This window comes from Psychrobacter sp. H8-1 (genome assembly GCF_904846575.1).
Classification (GTDB): Bacteria; Pseudomonadota; Gammaproteobacteria; order Pseudomonadales; family Moraxellaceae; genus Psychrobacter; species Psychrobacter fulvigenes.
On sequence record NZ_CAJHBG010000001.1, the window covers coordinates 2,850,291 to 2,868,328 of the forward strand.

Consider the following 18,038-nt stretch of genomic DNA (forward strand, 5'->3'; position numbering starts at 1 on the left):
TAGCTGCTTCACCAAATGGAAAAAACACGATAAAGGACTATCTCTATGACTGACTTTCACACAGGTCTCGGCAAAAACGCTGCTAACTACCAACCACTTACGCCTATTGACTTTGTCATTCGTAGCGCACAAGTTTATCCTGATAAAACCGCCATCATCTATGATGATCTTGAACACAATGAGCTAACGCAAACGTGGCAGCAGACTTATGAGCGTTGCCGCAAGCTCTCTGATGGCCTGCGCAAACTGGGCATTGATAAAAACGATACCGTGGCGGTTATGTTGCCAAATACTCCGCCTATGGTTGAGGCCGCTTTTGGCGTACCCATGTCAGGCGGCGTCCTTTGTACCTTGAATACCCGTCTCGATATCAACGCCCTCACCTTTTGCGTACAGCACTCTGAGGCAAAAGTTCTCATCATGGACAGTGAGTTTGCGGATCTTGCCGAGATTATCGATGAGACTTTTCCTAACTTAATCGTGATTCATGCGACAGATGATGCCATTGATGTTGAACGCTTTGGCAAAATGACCTACGAAGAGCTAATCGCCAGCTCAGACAATCTAGACAATTGGGAAAAGCCGCTCGATGAGTGGGATGCTATCTCTCTCAACTACACCTCTGGCACTACTGGTGCGCCTAAAGGCGTGGTGTATCATCATCGCGGCGCTGCATTGAATGCGGTGTCAAATATCCTAGATTGGGACATGCCCAAGCATCCGCAGTATCTATGGACACTACCGATGTTTCATTGTAACGGCTGGTGTTTTCCATGGACGATTGCTGAACGCGCAGGAGTCAATATCTGCCTGCGTAAGATTGATGGCAACCTGATTTTGCAACTGATTGCCAAGCATAAAGTGAGCCATTACTGCGCGGCGCCTATCGTGCATAATATGATTGCTGGCGGCAAAGCTGAATACAAAGAAGCGATTGAGCATCAGGTAAAAGGCTGGGTCGCTGGTGCGCCGCCATCAGAAACCATGCTGGCACAGATGGAGGCCATGGGTTTTCATATCTCGCACGTTTATGGACTTACCGAAGTTTATGGACCAGTCTCAGTTTGTGCTGAGCAAGAAGAATGGGACGAGCTTGACGTGAATGGACGCGCACAAAAGAAATCTCGTCAAGGCGTACGCTCACACCTGATGACGGGTTTTGATGTCTTTAAACAAGGCACTACAGAGCCTGTCGAGGCCAATGGCGAGGAGATGGGCGAGCTGGCACTGCGCGGCAATATGATCATGAAAGGGTATCTCAAAAGCCGCAAATCTACTGAAGCTGCCTTTGCTGATGGCTGGTTCCGTACCGGTGACTTAGGGGTTAAATACCCTGATGGCTATATCAAAATCATGGATAGACTCAAAGACATCATCATTTCAGGTGGCGAGAACATCTCTAGTATTGAGATTGAAAACGTGCTCTACAGCATGCCAGCTGTCGCAAGCTGTGCGGTCGTTGCAGCACCACATGAGAAATGGGGTGAAGTACCAGTTGCCTTTATCGAGATTCATGAAGACAGCACCCTACAGCGCGATGCTGTGACTGAACATTGTAGACAGCATTTGGCTGGCTTTAAAGTGCCTAAATATATCATCTTTACTGAAATACCGAAGAGTAGTACAGGTAAGGTGCAAAAATTTGAGTTACGGCAAGCGGCTAAGTCGCTAGCGCATGAAACACCCAAGGTCATTCCAAGTGCCACCTAGCGCATATAGTCAAATTACTATGAACTACCCACCACCTATAGAGGTGGGGATTTCTTAGGTAATACCCCTACTTGATACAATGTTTTGTATCAGCGGTTAGGCAAATGGACTAAGCTAACCCCGTCGTACCGACGGTTTTGAGTGATGCCAGTCTCAAACCCTCATTGAGGATATTGATACTGGCGTTGATGTCTCTATCGTTGGATTGCAAGCAGCTGGGGCAATTCCATGATCTCACCTGTAATGGCAGCTCAGCCTTAGTTAGCAAGTGACCACAGCCTGAGCAGGTCTTAGATGAGGGATACCATCTATCAACCTTGATTAGCGTTTTACCGTACCAATCGGCTTTGTAAGCCAGCATGGTGGTGAAGGTTGACCATGAGCTGTCTGATATGGCTTTAGCTAACTTTTTGTTCTTAACCATGCCTTTGACGTTTAAGTCCTCAACAGCAATCACATCGTGGTTTTTGATGAGATTGAATGAGAGTTTATGCAGAAAGTCTTTTCGGGAATTCGTGATACGCTCATAAACTTTAGCGACTTTAACTTTTTGCTTTTGATAGTTGCGGCTGTCAGACAGCTTGCGTTGATCGGCCTTGGCTACTGCTCTACGCTTGGCCAGTATCTTTTGTTCTCGCGCAAGCTTATTTTGCAGCTTTGATAAGAACTTAGGATTAGCGACTTTGCTGCCATCTGATAGGACGATAAAGTCTGTCAGTCCTAAATCAATACCAATGTTAGAGTGTGTTTTTGGCAGTGTTGTAGCGATGGTTTCAACCAATAGACTGACATAGTACTTGCCTGAGGGGGTTTTGCTGATGGTCGCTGACTTGATTAATCCATTTATTTTATTTGGGAACTTAGCGTTGATATAACCAATTTTGGGCAGCTTAACGCTATTACTGGTGATGGATACCGTACCTTTTTGGTTGTTGGTGGTGTAGCTGTCACGCTGACCTTTTTTCTTGAACTTAGGGAAACCCGAGCCTTTGAAGAATTTACTATAAGCGGCTCTTAGGTTTTGCTGGACGTTAGCCAGTGCCAGGCTATCGACTTCTCTTAGCCATTCAAATTCTTTTTTGTATTGAGCAGGAGTGTTTTTAAGGTCAGTCTTATGTTCGTTGTAATGCTCAATCTTGTCACTAAGCATCCTATTCCAAATAAAGCGTGTGCAGCCGAATGATTTGGCAAAGAATATTTGCTGTTCTTCATTAGGGTACAGCCTGACTTTATGGGCTTTTAGGATTTGCTTGGTCATAAGGAGCTTGTTGTTAATTGACGTTATAATTATTAATTATAATACCATAGGGAGTAAGGGTAGTTACCAATAACGCATTCATCCCACTACTTTAGAAGTAGGGGAATTCTGCACTGAAATGTTAAAACCGATACAGTGCTGCTGGAATAAATTTTGCGAAGCCTCTGGAGTGCGAAGCGCACAGCAAGCGAGGAAAACTTATACCAGTAGCACGTAGCTATTAACGTATCGATTTTATTTAGTACTGACTATAGTTTAATTTACAGTCATAAAAAAGGTCAGCCTAATAATTTTAGGCTGACCTTTTTGTTTGCTCTTTCATTAATCAAAGCCATTAGCCAAGCTTGGGCTCAAGCCATTGATATATCAGCATACCAAGGATCATCGCTGGTATAAAGACATAAGCTTGCCACTGTCCAGTACCGAGTAGTACTATACCTGGTCCAGGGCAAATACCAACGAGACCCCAGCCGATACCAAACAGCATCGCCCCAATAATAAGCGGCTTCGTAATGACTGTTTTGCTTGGCATATCGATTGATGTACCAATCCAACTGGTCTGCTGACGCTTAGCCAACTGCACGCCAACGATAGCGACTGCCAAGCCGCCACCCATCACCAGTGCCAAGGAGATATCCCACGCACCAAACACGTCCAAGAAGCCTTGTACCTTAACAGGGTCAGTCATGCCCGATATCAGCAGTCCAAATCCAAATAATAACCCTGCTAGTAACCCAATTATATTTTTTAGCATTGTCGTCTCTCGCTATCATCATCTTTTATTAATAGTATTAAATTCTGTCTTCGCCGCACTCTATCTATTCTGCTCAACATTTAGAGCAGTCCGAGTAGATGCCGTCCGATATAGACGGTGAGAATGCCAAAAAACATAAAGGTCACGGTCGCCGCCAATGATCTGGGAGATAGGCGCGCATTACCGCAAATACCATGACCACTGGTACAGCCTGAACCTAAGCGCGTACCAAAACCCACCAGCAAACCTGCAGCGATGAGCAGAGGCAAGGAGGTACTGACCTCTACATCAGGTAACGGCCGTGCCAGCTTATATAACAATGGCGAGATGATGAGGCCAAGTATAAACAATACCTGCCACATCTCTACGCGTTTGGGTTTTAGCAGGCTGGAAAAAATCCCACTAATACCCGCAATACGCCCAATGCCCAGTAGCAAAATTATCGTCGCCACGCCTAGCATCATTCCACCTACTAAAGAGATCGGAGTAAATGCTTGCCAGTCTATTTGTATACTCATAAGGTCTCACCTAGCCTGCTTTTTAATTTATTGATATGTCGTTGTTTGATTTTAAATGCGTTGTATTGTTGCACGTATATTCGATTCATAGAAATATATTATATAATAAAACATAATAAATAGCCAAAAAATACTGAGCTCAGAAGCTCAGTATTTTTATTTACTTTATTAACAAGATTTATCGCTATGGTTATTACAATGATGTATGACTATTTAGCCAACACTTTATCAAGAACCGACTCAAAACGCTGTACTGCGCCATCTACGTCAGTAAGCTTATCTAAACCAAACAGACCTAAGCGGAAAGTCTTAAAGCTTTCTGGCTCACCGACTTTAAGCGGTACACCAGAAGCAATCTGCATGCCAGCTTCAGCAAATGCACTGCCTTTATGCATGTCATCACGGTCAGTATAAGCAACCACCACACCTGGCGCTTCAAACCCTTCAGCCGCGACGCTTTCAATACCTTTGTCTGCAAGCACTTGGCGAATACGTGTGCCTAGCTCCCACTGAGCAGCGCAAAGCTTATCAAAGCCGATTTCTTTAGCTTCCATAATGGTATCACGGAACTGGCGTAAGCTATCTGTCGGCATGGTCGCGTGATAAGCGTGGCCGCCGTTTTCAAAGGCGCGCATGATGTTTAACCACTGCTTAAGATCCAAGCTAAAGCTATCAGACTCAGTGCTTTCTACTTTTTTGACTGCCGCAGCGCTTAACATCACCAAGCCAGCAGCCGGTGTGCTGCTCCAGCCTTTTTGTGGCGCACTGATGATCACGTCAATGCCAAGTGCTTTCATATCCAGCCAAACGCAACCTGAAGCGATGCAGTCGATAACCAACAAACCACCAACGCTATGCACAGCATCTGCTAAGGCTTTAATGTAGTCTTCTGACAAGATGATCCCTGATGAGGTTTCAACATGCGGAGCAAAGACAACTGCTGGTTTTTCTTCTTTAATCTTGGCAACGGCTTCATCGATATCGACCGGTGCAAACGGTTTTGGCGCATCCGTATCTTCAGCACGGTTGGCTGTCAGTACGGTAGACGACTTGGCAATTTTGCCTTTTTCTAGGATTTGCGTCCAACGATAGCTAAACCAACCATTACGAATGATTAAGCAATCTTCATCATTTGCTAATTGACGCGCAACCGCTTCCATTCCATAAGTACCAGAACCTGGCACAATAGCCACCGCATCAGCGTTGTAGACTGCTTGTAAATTGCTCGATAGATCCTTCATGACTTGCTGAAAGACTTTCGACATATGGTTAAGTGCGCGGTCTGTATAAACCACTGAGTACTCTAATAAGCCTTCTGGATCAATATCTTGACGTAATGCTGGCATGGAAGCTCCTTGGTAATATTAAGTAATACCAAACCCAAAAAGTGCGATTAACGTTGTCAAACTTGCTAAGCCTACTAGGTGTAGTACTTGCGCAAGTTTTCCGCGCTACTCTAACTTTTGGAAATGGTATAAATATCCGTTAAATAAATGTCCGTTTGGTAATGCTGATAGCGATGACCCTGATGGTTTGATACTAGCACTGAAAATGCTGCCTGACAATGGCTGAAAACCGTCACAACAACCCTAACAAACCGCTTCATTTAATGGCGGTTTTTAGCGCCGACGATAGGCGTCATGTAACCCTGATACCACAAAATCCAGCAGCTCGCTGTCACCTTCACGCGCAGCCTTACGCATGAGCTTGGATGGAGCGTGAGTCAAAGTCTGAGTCAAACGCCGTGACAGCTCAGTGATGATGTCTTCAGCGCTGGCATCTTGTTGCCCAAGCTTGGCAATAGACTCATGCAGCAACTTATCCACTTGGTCATGGGTGCGTATACGATATTGTTGAATATCACGGCCCACTTGGCGTACTTGAAAGCTGCGCTCCATCTCGACGACCAGCTGACTGACCAGCAGTTCAGCATCGACGGCAGCTTGACGACGCTGCTCAAGATTACCTGCGATAACGTGCTGCAAATCATCAACCGAGTACAAATAGACGGCATCCATACGGCTGATGGTCGAGTCAATATCACGTGGTACTGCCAAATCTATCAGCAGCATTGGCTGATAGCGGCGGCGTTTTAGTGCTTGCACCGTCATGTTTTTATCAATCAAGATGTCCATACTACCACTACAGCTACTGACGATATCGGCTTCTGCAAGTACTTGCGGTAGATCTTGTAGTGATCTGACCTCCACAGTGCGATTGGGCAGACGTAACTCATCTGCTAAGGCCTCAGCACGTTCAGGGCTGCGATTACAAATAATAATGCGGCCTACTCCCAGACCTGCAATGTGCGTGGCCACCAAGCGGTTCATCTCGCCTGCAGCGACAATCAGCAAAGTGCGCTTGGGCATGTCATCAAAAATTTGCGTGGCCAGTTTGGCCGCTGCGAAGCCAAGCGATACGGCGTGGGCGCCGACCTTAGTCTCGTTACGTACCCGTTTGGAAGCTGCAAATATCTGATCTACCACCCAGTTTAGCTGACCACTTAACGACTGTTCAGCCTGCGCCACTTGTACCGACTGTTTGATTTGTCCTAAAATTTGCGGCTCACCCAATATCATGGAGTCAAGCCCTGCAGCGACTCTGAGCCAATGGGTCAGCGCATGTGTGTCACGATGCACGTATAAAAAAGGCTCAATCTCAGCGATTGGTAGCTGCTTAAAATTAGCAAGCCAAGTTTTGATATGATTGACATGTGCGGACATCACCGCGGTAGCCGACGTTGTCGTTGCACTACTAGGCTCAGGTACCAAGGCGTAAATCTCTGTGCGATTACAGGTCGACACAATCACGCTGCCGTCAGTTAAAGCTTTGAGCTCACCAAGTGCGGCGGCCACATCATCGCCCACAAACGCCAGACGCTCACGCAAAGCGACTGGTGCGGTTTTGTGATTGACCCCAATGACCACTAATCTCATTATCAATAGACCATAAATATAACGCTCAGAAATATGCTAGACAATAGCAATGCTACACATAAGCATACTATTATCGAACGTAAACCGGTGCATATCTAATATAACGTTATTAATTTGAATAGGTTATACAGCAATTGCTATATATAAAACCGTTTATTATAGCATTTTTACGGGCTTTATTTAATACTTAGCCAGTATCCGCTTGTATCTGGGCACTCAGAGCATAAATCAACCGCTCTACCTGCTTTTAGTTTGTACCTATAATATAATTTGTACTTATAATATAAATAATACCAGTCAGTGACCTCTACTATAGAACCGTGCATCGGTTTTAGGTAGTATTCGCTATCAGGTAACACGAGTACTATTGTTAACTGCCCTCATCCACTTTTATAATAAAGAACTCTTTTAATAGGTAAATACCGCTATCTATGATTTGTTTTGGGTCATTGTTGCCATCAACGCCCGCGCCAACACTTGAGTATGAAAGCCAATCTCGTATTCAGGCTTTATTAAACGTCATTATGAGTCGTCTGCGCCACTATCGTAAGTTAACATTATTGTTGGCCGCTTGTGTGTGTTTAGGGACTTCTGCTCAAGCAAGCTCTGCTGAGCTAAATATAGACAGTACTGCAGGCGCTATTCAGGATAGCAGTGCCAGTTATATTAGACTGCATAAAGCTGCTGATGATACAAAAACGTCAGCGCTGAACTCTGTATCTTCAGCTGATGCTGATACAGATGGGGCAGTTGGTTTTGATAAAATGTATCAATCCACTACGCTATCAAACCAGCGTAGTGGTTTTAACGATGCTAATAATCTTGAAAACCTACCTTCAGCTATTGTCATGCAACCAGAGCTAAACGAACCCAGCCTATACGCCTTGCTAGATGCGGAGTTTGCGGCAAGTCGTGGTGACATCAACCGTGCGCTAGCGCTTTATAAACAGCAGTCTTTTAAAGAAGATGCCACCGCGGTATTTGAGCGCGCGCTGAGTTTGTCACTGCGTCATGAAGCCGTTGGATCCTCGCTGCAGTTTGCCAAGTCGTGGCAAGAGCAAAACCCAGACCACGTCCCTGCTTGGTTTTATGTGGCGCATTTGGCACTGAAAGCTCATGACTATGCCTTAGCAGGCGAGACTCTAAACCGTATTTTGCGCTATGATCCACGTACTGACTTGAGTGAAATTCTGATTGGAATTTACCCGACGACCGATCGTGATCAGCGTGAGCTGCTAGCTGCATTAGAGCCAATCAACAGTGAGCAAAACGCCTCTTTATCGGTGTTAAAGGCGGGTCTGCTCAATCAGTTTAACGAGCCAGAAATCGCTCTGGTACATATCGACCGTGCTTTGATGCGTCAGCCAGATTATGTGCCTTTTGTGACCCTAAAAGCGGATATCTTACGCAAGATAGAACCAGCAGAGACTGTCATAAACTATGTCAGTCAGGCACGTTTGCGTAATCCAAACAGCAAGAGCTTATATTTATATGAGATTCGCTACTTACTAGATTTAAAGGAAAGCCAAGCGGCATGGGAGCTACTGATCGATACGCATAACCGCTTTAGCGATGATACAGAGATCACCTTATTGGCAGCTTTGGTCAGTTTGGATATTGAAGAATATCGTAGCGCAGACCAACTGCTGAATATGCTGGCAAAAAACCCAGCCTATCTGGATCAAGCCTATTATTATCTTGGCATCAGTGCTGAGCGCCAGCAACGCTTTGATCAGGCCAAGTCGTACTTAAATGAAGTCATACAAGAAGACTTGGTATTGGCGGCACGCAAAAAAGTAGTCGACCTTGAGCTGTTGATGGGGAACATCGATGCGGCCATCGCGACGTTAGAAAAGCTCCGTAGACAGTTTGAGGTTTTTGCGCCTGATGCTTACGTTTTACAAGCGGATATCTTATGGCAAAATAATGAAGCCGATCTGGCACTAGATTTATTGACTCGTGCCAGTCGTCAGTATCCTGATAATGAGATGATCTTATTTGCCCGCACGCAACTGCTTGATGACGTCACAGACTATATCGTCAAACGCACCTTACTCAACCATTTACAAGCGCTAGACCCTAGCAACTTATCATATCAGCTCAGCTACGCGCAGCTGTTGTTATCTAATGATCGTGATTCTGAAAGAGGCTTAGAAATTGCGCAAGCTGTCATTCAAATCCGCTATGATGATCCTCGCTATGACAATGAGTTACATCTACAAGCCTTGAATGTGCTGGCGAGCAATGCCTTAGCCAATGACAATTATACCCAAGTTATAGAGTATCTACAGACACCTTATGATGTGCTGCCTACACTACGTTCTGGTGTGCTGTTATTGCGTGCCTATCAAGGCCTAGGAGATGATGACAAAGTCGAGGCACTGTTAGCCGACCTACAGCAACGCTTCTCCTTTGGACAACAAAACGTCAATGATCGTGTGCAGCTTTATTGAAGACCTCACCTGACTTCATAGCTTATGGTATGACTTAGCATTAATAGCACTTGTCTGCGTGACATACAATCATTACTCACGCCATTTATAAGTTTCTAACAATAGGCGATAACTGAGTAACAAATTGAGCGTAAGCTACTTTGGCCATATCTTAAGCTCATACACTTTGAGGAAACACCATGTCAGATTTTTTAATAAAAACCAACCATAAACCTAAAAAGCTTGCTGTATTTACAGCGCTTACTGCAGCCCTGCTAATCACCTCTGGCTGTCAGTCTTTACAAGGTGCCGGTGCTACTTCTAGCCCCTCCTCCATGGTACAAGCTCAAAAGCTCGACAACTTCACTATTACTGGCAAAATCGGCGTGACCACGCCTGCGAATAGCGCTACCAATACAGGAGCGCAAGGTGGCAGTGCATTTTATGCTTGGGGGCAACAACAAGAGCGCTTCGCTATCGAGTTGATTGGTGCTCTGGGCATTGGTAAGACCAATATCGAATATGATGGTCAAACGGCAACCCTAGTCAGCGAAAAAACAGGCACCTTAACCGCGGACAACCCTGAAACCTTGCTACAAAAAGCCACAGGTTGGCAAGCGCCTATCTCGCAAATGCCCTACTGGATATCTGGACGCTCAGCCCCTTCAGACAGTGCGCCACAGCTAGACGAGCAAGGCAGATTGATCAGCTCAGTCAACGGCGAATGGACGGCAAGCTTCACCTATAAAGGCGCAGATAAATTACCCGTTAAGATCAGCGCGGTGCAGCCTGCAGGCCACAAAGTCATCATGACTATCAACCATCAAAGTAGCTAATAGATATAACTCATGACGACTGATAACTCATCGCCCCAACTTACCGTTCTGACGCGTTTATCTCCTGCCAAGATAAATCTGTTTTTGCATATCACAAGCAAACGCGCAGATGGCTACCATAACTTGCAGACGGTATTTCGATTGCTTGACTGGGGCGATTATCTGCATTTTTCAGTCACGGATGAAGTGATAACTCCTGATATTTCTTTAGACATGAACGAGCTGTGTGGTCAGCTACTGACCTTGGCTGGCGCAGAAGCGATAACTACTAGCGTAGAAGACAATCTAATCTTTAAGGCCACACGCGCATTATTAGCGTTTACCATGCAATCAAACAAGCTACCTCAGCAGCTACCGCAAATGTGTATTACGTTAGACAAGCAGTTACCGATGGGCGCAGGCTTAGGTGGCGGCTCTTCTAATGCAGCCACGACCTTGCTTACTTTAAATGAGCTATGGCAATTTCATCTAAGCCAAGATGAACTTATCAAAATAGCCACCACTATTGGCGCAGATGTGCCAATATTTATCTTTGGGCAAGATGCTATTGCAATGGGCATTGGTGAAGAACTGACAGTCATTGACTTGCCAGATCAGCACTATTTAGTCTTGACGCCTGATGCGCATGTCAATACGGCTGAACTGTTTGCGCATCCTAAGTTACGCCGAGATATAGCATCACTCGCAACTGAAGCTATCGAAAGTCAGTCAGGGAGTTACACACAAAATCTACTTGCACCCTATCACAATGTCTTTACTCCAGTGGTGACAAGCCTCGCCCCTGCTGTTGATGAGGCATTGCAGTATTTGCATAGTTTAGAAAAAATAGCATTGGGCACAGCACGGATGACTGGCTCTGGTAGCGCGGTGTTTTTGCCGTTGGATGCGAGCGCTGCTACTGACAAGACGCTATTGGCAGAGTGGATTGCGAATGCGCCTTGTCCTACTTATTTAGTAAGTAATTTATGATGTAAACAGTAAAGTGGAATCCACTTCGACTTTACATCTCTTATATAGTTGTTAACACTAATAGCAACAGTAGCTTTAGCTCAACACCCCTATAAGGTTAGACAGGCTCGACTCATGAAGTTAAGCTTCGTATTAAGTACTACTGCTAATTAAATAATTGGTTAGCAGAAAATAATTAATATGAGGTAATAATGAATATTTTTAGATGGCTATTTTCACACCTTGACGAAGTTCAACTGATTATTTTAATATGCGACACTTTGGTATCTTTAGTTGAGTTACTTTTAAAAATCAGTTGCTTGCCTATGGTTTTTTAGCACTTTTTTAATTAGGAAAAATAATGGCTCGTGCCTATTGCGAGCCTTTCTAAAAAGGTGCTGTTTAATTAATGTTTATAGTCTGTCTTGTTTAGTTTAGTGACCGATAATTATCACAACCCATTTGGTTTCCCTTATCGCAAGCTTTTCCATACCACTCTTTTGCCTGTACATTATCTTGACGAACGCCTTCGCCTTTATGATACATCCATGCAAGGCTAAGCATTGACTCACCAACACCTTGATTAGCTGCTTTTTCATACCATTTAAATGCCGTATTATAGTTCTGACGAACACCCACCCCATTACTATACATTATAGCAATATTATGTTGAGCGTCAGCAAGTCCTTGTTCGGCGGCACTCTCAAAGAACTCAGCTGCTTTTGTGCTATTCTGAGGCACACCTTCACCACTATAGTAGCTCATTCCAAGACCTATTTGAGCTGCTGCATCTCCCTGTTCGGCTGCTTTTTCATACCAATAAACTGCTTTATCGTAATCTTGAAGTACTTCATCACCTTTAACGTACATTGTCCCAAGACGGCTTTGAGCCTTTACATCGCCTTTTGTTGCTAGTTCTATTAGCTCTTCATCACTAATACTCTCAACTGAATTTTGTGCTTGCGTAGCTGGTATCACTATAGCCGCTATAATACCCAATAAAGCAACTAGCCCAATAAGCAAGAAGTATTTTTTGAACAAACTAGCTTCATGTCTATCAAACTCATCTTTAGGCATCAAATAAAATACAATTTGAATCATAGGGCCGAATATTACCGCAGCAACTGCTAATAAAGAATTATATCTCCAAATTATCCTAATAGTTTTGATAAAATACCAAAGTATTCCTATAGATAAGATCAAAGCAGCTGTAGCCAATACAAATATTACTATCTCAGCCATATAAACACCTATAAATATAAATTCAAATTTCAGCTACAATTATCACGCGTATATATAAGCAAATAGCGTGAGTAGATCAGCTATATAACCAAGAGTAAACTGCAATTAACGTGCCACTCATTCAGAAGTAGTGAATGGCATGGATGCTCAATATCTCCGTTATTAATGCGCCATACTTACATCAGCGCACGCTAATTATGAATAAAAACCATAAAAAGCCGCAAATGACTTGCAAAATCTAAAAATTTACTTATAATAGGTCGCCACAATAGGGGTATAGCCAAGTTGGTAAGGCATCAGGTTTTGATCCTGACATCCGTTGGTTCGAGTCCAGCTACCCCTGCCATTTTTTAGTTCGGATTGCTGCTTTATAGCAATTGACAACACCTTCCCAATTTCGGTATAGTTCGCAATGAACACCGCTAGGGAACGCCGTTTTATACGGTTTGATAAGTTAAGTATAGGCAACGACGTTAGTCTAATTTTTTTATTAGTACTCAATGCTCGCACAGCCTAAACACTACAGGGGTATAGCCAAGTTGGTAAGGCATCAGGTTTTGATCCTGACATCCGTTGGTTCGAGTCCAGCTACCCCTGCCATTTTCTGTAGTAAGTATATCAATACCAACGTTCATCACTCTTTTCTTTATTTGGGCAGTTAGACACTGCTTAGCGGTCGCTGCTTGAGTCAATCAATAGGACTTCAGTCATGCCTTATTTGGCAATTTTTACGGGCAACGCCCATCCTGAACTTGCGAAAACCGTAGCCGACCACCTGCATATTCCTCTTGGTAAAGCTGACGTCACCCGTTTTTCTGATGGCGAAATTGCTGTGGAAATCAAAGAACACGTACGCGGTAAAGACGTGTTTATCATGCAGCCCACCTGTGCACCGACCAACGACAATTTGATGGAAATCATGATGATGGCTGACGCTCTGCGTCGCTCAAGTGCTGGCCGTATCACTGCCGTGATGCCGTACTTTGGTTATGCTCGTCAAGACCGCCGCCCGCGTTCGGCACGTGTACCCATCTCTGCTAAAGTCGTCGCTGACATGCTAAACATCGTTAGTATCGACCGCGTCATGACCGTTGATTTGCACTCCGACCAGATTCAGGGCTTCTTTGATATTCCAGTGGATAACATCTACGGTACGCCTGTCTTATTGAATGATCTAAAAAAACAAGATTATGACAACATCATGGTGGTCTCACCTGACGTTGGCGGCGTTGTGCGTGCCCGTGCAATGGCCAAGCAGTTGGGCGATACCGACATGGCGATTATTGATAAGCGTCGTGCGCGCGCCAATGAGTCACAAGTGATGCACATCATCGGTGACGTACGTGACCGTGATTGCGTCATCGTTGATGATATGGTCGATACTGCAGGTACCTTGTGCCAAGCAGCAGTCGCGCTAAAAGAAAACGGTGCCCGCCGCGTCTTGGCGTATATCACCCACCCTGTGCTATCAGGTAATGCCCTCAATAACATCAACGAATCAGAGTTGGACGAAGTGGTAGTCACCGATACGATTCCATTATCACCTGCCGCTCAAGCGTGTAGCAAAATACGCCAAGTAAGTATCGCGCCCATGCTGGCCGAAAGCTTACGCCGTATCAATAACGAAGAATCTATCAGCGCTATGTTTGATGCCTAAAGGCTTGACTGCTAGTTGTTATTTAACGTAACAACAAAACTGGCTGAGATAAACTATCTAACACTCAAAAACAGCGCCACGTATCCTTACTTGGCGCTGTTTTTCGACTAGGCTTTTGCGTAGGTCTTTATTATTGCTACAAAACCACGTATAATGCGCGCCTGTGCTGACCATTTGCTTATCATATATAGAATTTAGAGTGACTAAGCAGGGTGAGCGCTTTCAAAAGTGCTGATCACGCAACATAGTAGCGCCTGTAATGAAAATAAACATCACTACAAACCGCTATCATGAGCGAGTGGCGAAGCTCATAGTGACCCATTAGTTACTAACTAGTTACTAGTTTTAATTAACCACTATGAACAATAGCTATCATCACCTATTAGTGGATTGGTCGCAAATCCACTTTTTTATGACCAGACACTTCATTTATCTTTTTATAGGATTATATCCATGAGCATTGATCATTTTGCAATTAACGCAGTTGACCGTTCTGCAGACCAACAAGGTAAAGGTGCGAGCCGCCGCCTACGTAAGCAGAACCTAGTTCCTGCTATTATCTATGGTGGTGGTGAAGAGCCAATGGCTATCGCTATCAAAGTTAACGAAATGGTAAAATCACTTGAGTATGAAGCCTTCTTCTCTCAGGTTTTGACCATCACTGTTGACGGCGAAGAGCATCAGGCAGTTATCAAAGACTTGCAACGCCACCCAGCTAAAGGCTTTCCAATGCATGCTGACTTTCAGCGCATCGTAAAAGGCCAGAAAATCAACATGAACATCCCACTACATTTCTCAGGTCGTGAAGATGCACCTGGTACTAAAGCGGGCGGTATCCTATCTACGTTGGTTACTGAAGTTGAAGTCGTTTGCTTACCATCACAGCTACCTGAATATCTAGAAGTAGATGTATCTGGTATGGAAATCGGTGATCTATTCCGTCTATCAGACATCAACCTGCCTGAAGGCGTAATCATCTTTGATCTTGATATGGAAGACGCAGTCGATCGCACGATCGTTAACATGCAGCCACCAACAATTGAAGAAGTTGACGAAGATACTGAAGAAGTTGATGCTGCTGACGTACCTGCATCAGCGCAAGGCGAAGCTGCAGATAAAGGCGAAGAAGAATAATTCAGATGTCTTTTATATTGCTTAATAAGCATTATTGTTGCCTGTTAAGCAGTTAGCTTTTTGGTTATGTATAAAACAGCAGGGGATCGATATCTCCTGCTGTTTTTGTAAGTAGGTTTTGAAAAACTAGGGTCTGTTGAACATTCAAATGTGGTACTGGCAGTGGCTATTTTTTCAAATCGTATTTTATTCATTCTCTTATTTCTAAATTCAAGCAGAGTATAGTCATGGCACTAAAACTTATCGTCGGTCTTGGCAATCCTGGTCAGCAGTATATGTATACGCGGCATAATGCAGGATTTTGGTTTGTACAGCATCTGGCGCATCAGTTCAATATTGACTTAAGCCCCGACAAAAAATTCCACGGGGTCACAGGCCGAGGGCAAATCCATGGCCATGACGTGCGTCTATTATTGCCACTGACCTTTATGAATAAGTCTGGTCAATCCGTGGTACCCATGGTCAATTTTTATGGTATTGATAATGATGAGTTATTGATTGCCCATGATGAGCTCGATATACCTGCTGGGAGCATCAAGCTAAAAACAGGTGGTGGTCATGGTGGCCATAATGGTCTGCGTGATATCACCCCACATATAGGTAATGACTTTCATCGTTTGCGTGTGGGCATTGGCCACCCTGGTCATAAGTCTAAAGTGACTGGCCATGTACTCTCAAAAGCAGCACCAGATGAGCAAACTGCAATCGATAGTGCCCTTACCGCAGCGTTTGAAGCATTGCCATTATTATTAGATGGTGATATTGAACGGGCGCGTTCGCAAATTAATAGTTTTAAATTGCCTGACTGAACGGTATGATACTTGCTGTCTAAAACATGATGGTTGCTTCAAGTTTAGTATGGATGTTGTTTTAAGCGTTTATAGCACTCTTTCATGTTTTATATTCAGGCTGGTAGTGCAGATTTGACCGCTAAAACAGTGGACTACCCTTTTATTTTGCGCTATTTGCCCCCATTAACAGATTACTTTTGTTACGCTAAGGAAGCAATTCATGCTACTTAATATGCTTAAATGCAAATTGCACCGTGCCCGCGTCACGCATGCTGAGCTGCACTATGAAGGCTCGTGCGGTATCGATGGCGATTTATTAGATCTTGCAGGTTTACGCGAGAATGAATCTATCGACATTTATAATGTCACCAACGGCAAACGCTTTCGCACCTATGCTATCCGTGCTGAAGCTGGCTCTGGCATTATCTCGCTCAATGGTGCTGCTGCTCATATGGCAGACTTAGGTGATATCGTCATCATCTGCGCTTATGCCCATTTTGATGAAGTTGAAGCCTCGACTTATCAGCCAAAACTGGTCTATTGTAATGAAGACAATACCGTCAAAGACACAGCGAATATCATTCCTGTGCAAGTGGCCTAGTCTTTATTCAGTCTAGCGCCTCAAGATGCTGGACTTTCTTATTTATCTGTTTTAATAAAAAGCTGAATCCGTATTGTTATTCAGCTTTTTTTATCCTTCAAATACAAAGTATTTTTTATGACACCTTTATGACGAGCAAAGGAATACCCTGATGTGATTGGCAGTTGTTGCAATACTAATTGGCTTAGCAATCCTTGTATGGAGTGCTGATGTTTTTATTGAGGGTGCCACCGCATTAGCAAAAAAGCTCGGCGTACCAAGTTTTTTGATTGGAGTGTTGATTTTAGGTTTGGGCACATCAGCACCTGAAATGGTGGTATCGGTGCTAGCAGCAATCGACGGTAGTCCTGAGCTTGCATTGGGTAATGCTTATGGCTCAAATATCATGAACATCGCCCTAGTGCTAGGCTTAACAGTACTGATAAGCCCTATTATCATCCATAAGAGCATCGTAGCGCGAGACTTACCCATCTTACTACTGATTACCGCTTTGGCAGCGTGGCAGCTGCGTGATGGCTTTTTGAGCCTAGCTGATGGGGTGTTTTTATTAATATTACTGATGCTCGTTCTAGGTGTACAGATTTTTTTTAGTATGGGTGACAATCAGACAGACGCTGAACAGGCACACGCACATAAAGAAAGCTTGAGCTTAGAGAATAACAGCACATCACAGCATGGTATGAAAGACAGCACAGAAGCTGGCTATATAGAACCTAGCATATCACGCGGTTTTGCGAGCTTATTCATTGGTATGCTGATGCTGGTACTGGGCTCACGCGCTATTGTCTGGGGCGCGGTTGAACTGGCAACGTTTTGGGGACTTAGCGAGCTAATCATTGGTTTGACCATTGTCGCTGTTGGCACTTCTCTACCAGAGCTGGTCGCAAGCCTTGCAGCTGCAAGACATGGTGAGCATGATATGGCGCTCGGTAATATCATCGGCTCTAATATGTTTAATACTTTGGGCGTGGTTGGCTTAGCAGCTCTTATTGCACCGATTGAGGCCAACCCTTTGATTCTATCGAGAGACATATCGATGGTCAGTATATTAACCGTACTGCTATTTGTGCTATGTACTTTTGCTTATCTTACCCAGCGTAAATTTGGGCGACTGTCTGGCGGAGCGCTGCTCATGTGCTTTGTTGGCTATACGATATGGCTGATCAAAACCATTAATATGTAGGCTTTTAATATATAGGCCTTGTTGTCATCCTGATATTT

Annotated in this window: 15 protein-coding genes and 2 tRNA genes; 11 read left to right on the plus strand and 6 right to left on the minus strand. The window is 44.3% G+C overall.

Annotated features, from left to right (window positions below):
• Positions 1–45 precede the first annotated feature (45 nt).
• Positions 46–1,710, plus strand: a complete 1,665-nt coding sequence (locus JMY01_RS11785; RefSeq protein ID WP_201575998.1) for an AMP-binding protein — start codon at positions 46–48, stop codon at positions 1,708–1,710.
• A gap of 109 nt (positions 1,711–1,819) precedes the next feature.
• Here JMY01_RS11785 and tnpB read toward each other — a convergent pair whose 3' ends face one another.
• The 5 genes from tnpB to hemA form a co-directional block, all read right to left on the minus strand.
• On the minus strand, positions 1,820–2,968 hold the full coding sequence (gene tnpB / locus JMY01_RS11790; protein ID WP_201576000.1) for an IS200/IS605 family element RNA-guided endonuclease TnpB: 1,149 nt from the start codon (positions 2,966–2,968) through the stop codon (positions 1,820–1,822).
• Between the two features lie 334 nt (positions 2,969–3,302).
• Positions 3,303–3,722, minus strand: coding sequence for a DUF6691 family protein (locus JMY01_RS11795; RefSeq protein WP_201576002.1), 420 nt, complete (start codon positions 3,720–3,722; stop codon positions 3,303–3,305).
• Positions 3,723–3,802: 80 nt separating this feature from the next.
• A complete protein-coding gene (locus tag JMY01_RS11800; protein WP_201576004.1) occupies positions 3,803–4,240 on the minus strand; it encodes a YeeE/YedE family protein in 438 nt (145 codons plus the stop codon).
• A gap of 209 nt (positions 4,241–4,449) precedes the next feature.
• Complete coding sequence (locus JMY01_RS11805) at positions 4,450–5,586, minus strand: aminotransferase class V-fold PLP-dependent enzyme (protein WP_201576006.1); 1,137 nt, start codon at positions 5,584–5,586, stop codon at positions 4,450–4,452.
• Positions 5,587–5,859: 273 nt separating this feature from the next.
• A complete protein-coding gene (gene hemA, locus JMY01_RS11810; RefSeq protein ID WP_201576008.1) occupies positions 5,860–7,176 on the minus strand; it encodes a glutamyl-tRNA reductase in 1,317 nt (438 codons plus the stop codon).
• A gap of 431 nt (positions 7,177–7,607) precedes the next feature.
• Here hemA and JMY01_RS11815 point away from each other — a divergent pair, with 431 nt between their 5' ends.
• From JMY01_RS11815 to ispE, 3 genes are all read left to right on the plus strand, one after another.
• Positions 7,608–9,629 (plus strand): lipopolysaccharide assembly protein LapB, encoded by a 2,022-nt coding sequence (locus JMY01_RS11815; protein WP_201576011.1) that lies wholly within the window; start codon positions 7,608–7,610, stop codon positions 9,627–9,629.
• A 179-nt stretch (positions 9,630–9,808) separates the two neighbouring features.
• Positions 9,809–10,444: a lipoprotein insertase outer membrane protein LolB gene (gene lolB, locus JMY01_RS11820; protein ID WP_201576014.1), complete on the plus strand. Its 636-nt coding sequence runs from the start codon at positions 9,809–9,811 to the stop codon at positions 10,442–10,444.
• A 12-nt stretch (positions 10,445–10,456) separates the two neighbouring features.
• Positions 10,457–11,413 carry a 4-(cytidine 5'-diphospho)-2-C-methyl-D-erythritol kinase gene (ispE, locus tag JMY01_RS11825; protein ID WP_201576016.1) on the plus strand — a complete coding sequence of 319 codons (957 nt, stop codon included), beginning with the start codon at positions 10,457–10,459 and terminating at the stop codon, positions 11,411–11,413.
• 408 nt (positions 11,414–11,821) lie between these two features.
• Here ispE and JMY01_RS11830 read toward each other — a convergent pair whose 3' ends face one another.
• Positions 11,822–12,634: a tetratricopeptide repeat protein gene (locus JMY01_RS11830; RefSeq protein ID WP_201576018.1), complete on the minus strand. Its 813-nt coding sequence runs from the start codon at positions 12,632–12,634 to the stop codon at positions 11,822–11,824.
• Between the two features lie 270 nt (positions 12,635–12,904).
• Between JMY01_RS11830 and JMY01_RS11835 the strand changes: the two genes are divergently transcribed.
• From JMY01_RS11835 to JMY01_RS11865, 7 genes are all read left to right on the plus strand, one after another.
• Positions 12,905–12,980, plus strand: a tRNA-Gln gene (locus JMY01_RS11835).
• A gap of 178 nt (positions 12,981–13,158) precedes the next feature.
• Positions 13,159–13,234 (plus strand) — tRNA-Gln (locus JMY01_RS11840).
• 109 nt (positions 13,235–13,343) lie between these two features.
• A complete protein-coding gene (locus JMY01_RS11845) occupies positions 13,344–14,291 on the plus strand; it encodes a ribose-phosphate pyrophosphokinase (RefSeq protein WP_201576023.1) in 948 nt (315 codons plus the stop codon).
• 453 nt (positions 14,292–14,744) lie between these two features.
• Positions 14,745–15,425 carry a 50S ribosomal protein L25/general stress protein Ctc gene (locus JMY01_RS11850; protein WP_201576026.1) on the plus strand — a complete coding sequence of 227 codons (681 nt, stop codon included), beginning with the start codon at positions 14,745–14,747 and terminating at the stop codon, positions 15,423–15,425.
• A 227-nt stretch (positions 15,426–15,652) separates the two neighbouring features.
• A complete protein-coding gene (gene pth / locus JMY01_RS11855; protein WP_201576029.1) occupies positions 15,653–16,234 on the plus strand; it encodes an aminoacyl-tRNA hydrolase in 582 nt (193 codons plus the stop codon).
• A gap of 202 nt (positions 16,235–16,436) precedes the next feature.
• Positions 16,437–16,817, plus strand: coding sequence for an aspartate 1-decarboxylase (gene panD / locus JMY01_RS11860; RefSeq protein WP_010196068.1), 381 nt, complete (start codon positions 16,437–16,439; stop codon positions 16,815–16,817).
• Positions 16,818–16,974: 157 nt separating this feature from the next.
• Positions 16,975–18,000: a calcium/sodium antiporter gene (locus JMY01_RS11865; protein ID WP_227677902.1), complete on the plus strand. Its 1,026-nt coding sequence runs from the start codon at positions 16,975–16,977 to the stop codon at positions 17,998–18,000.
• The last annotated feature ends 38 nt before the right edge of the window (positions 18,001–18,038 follow it).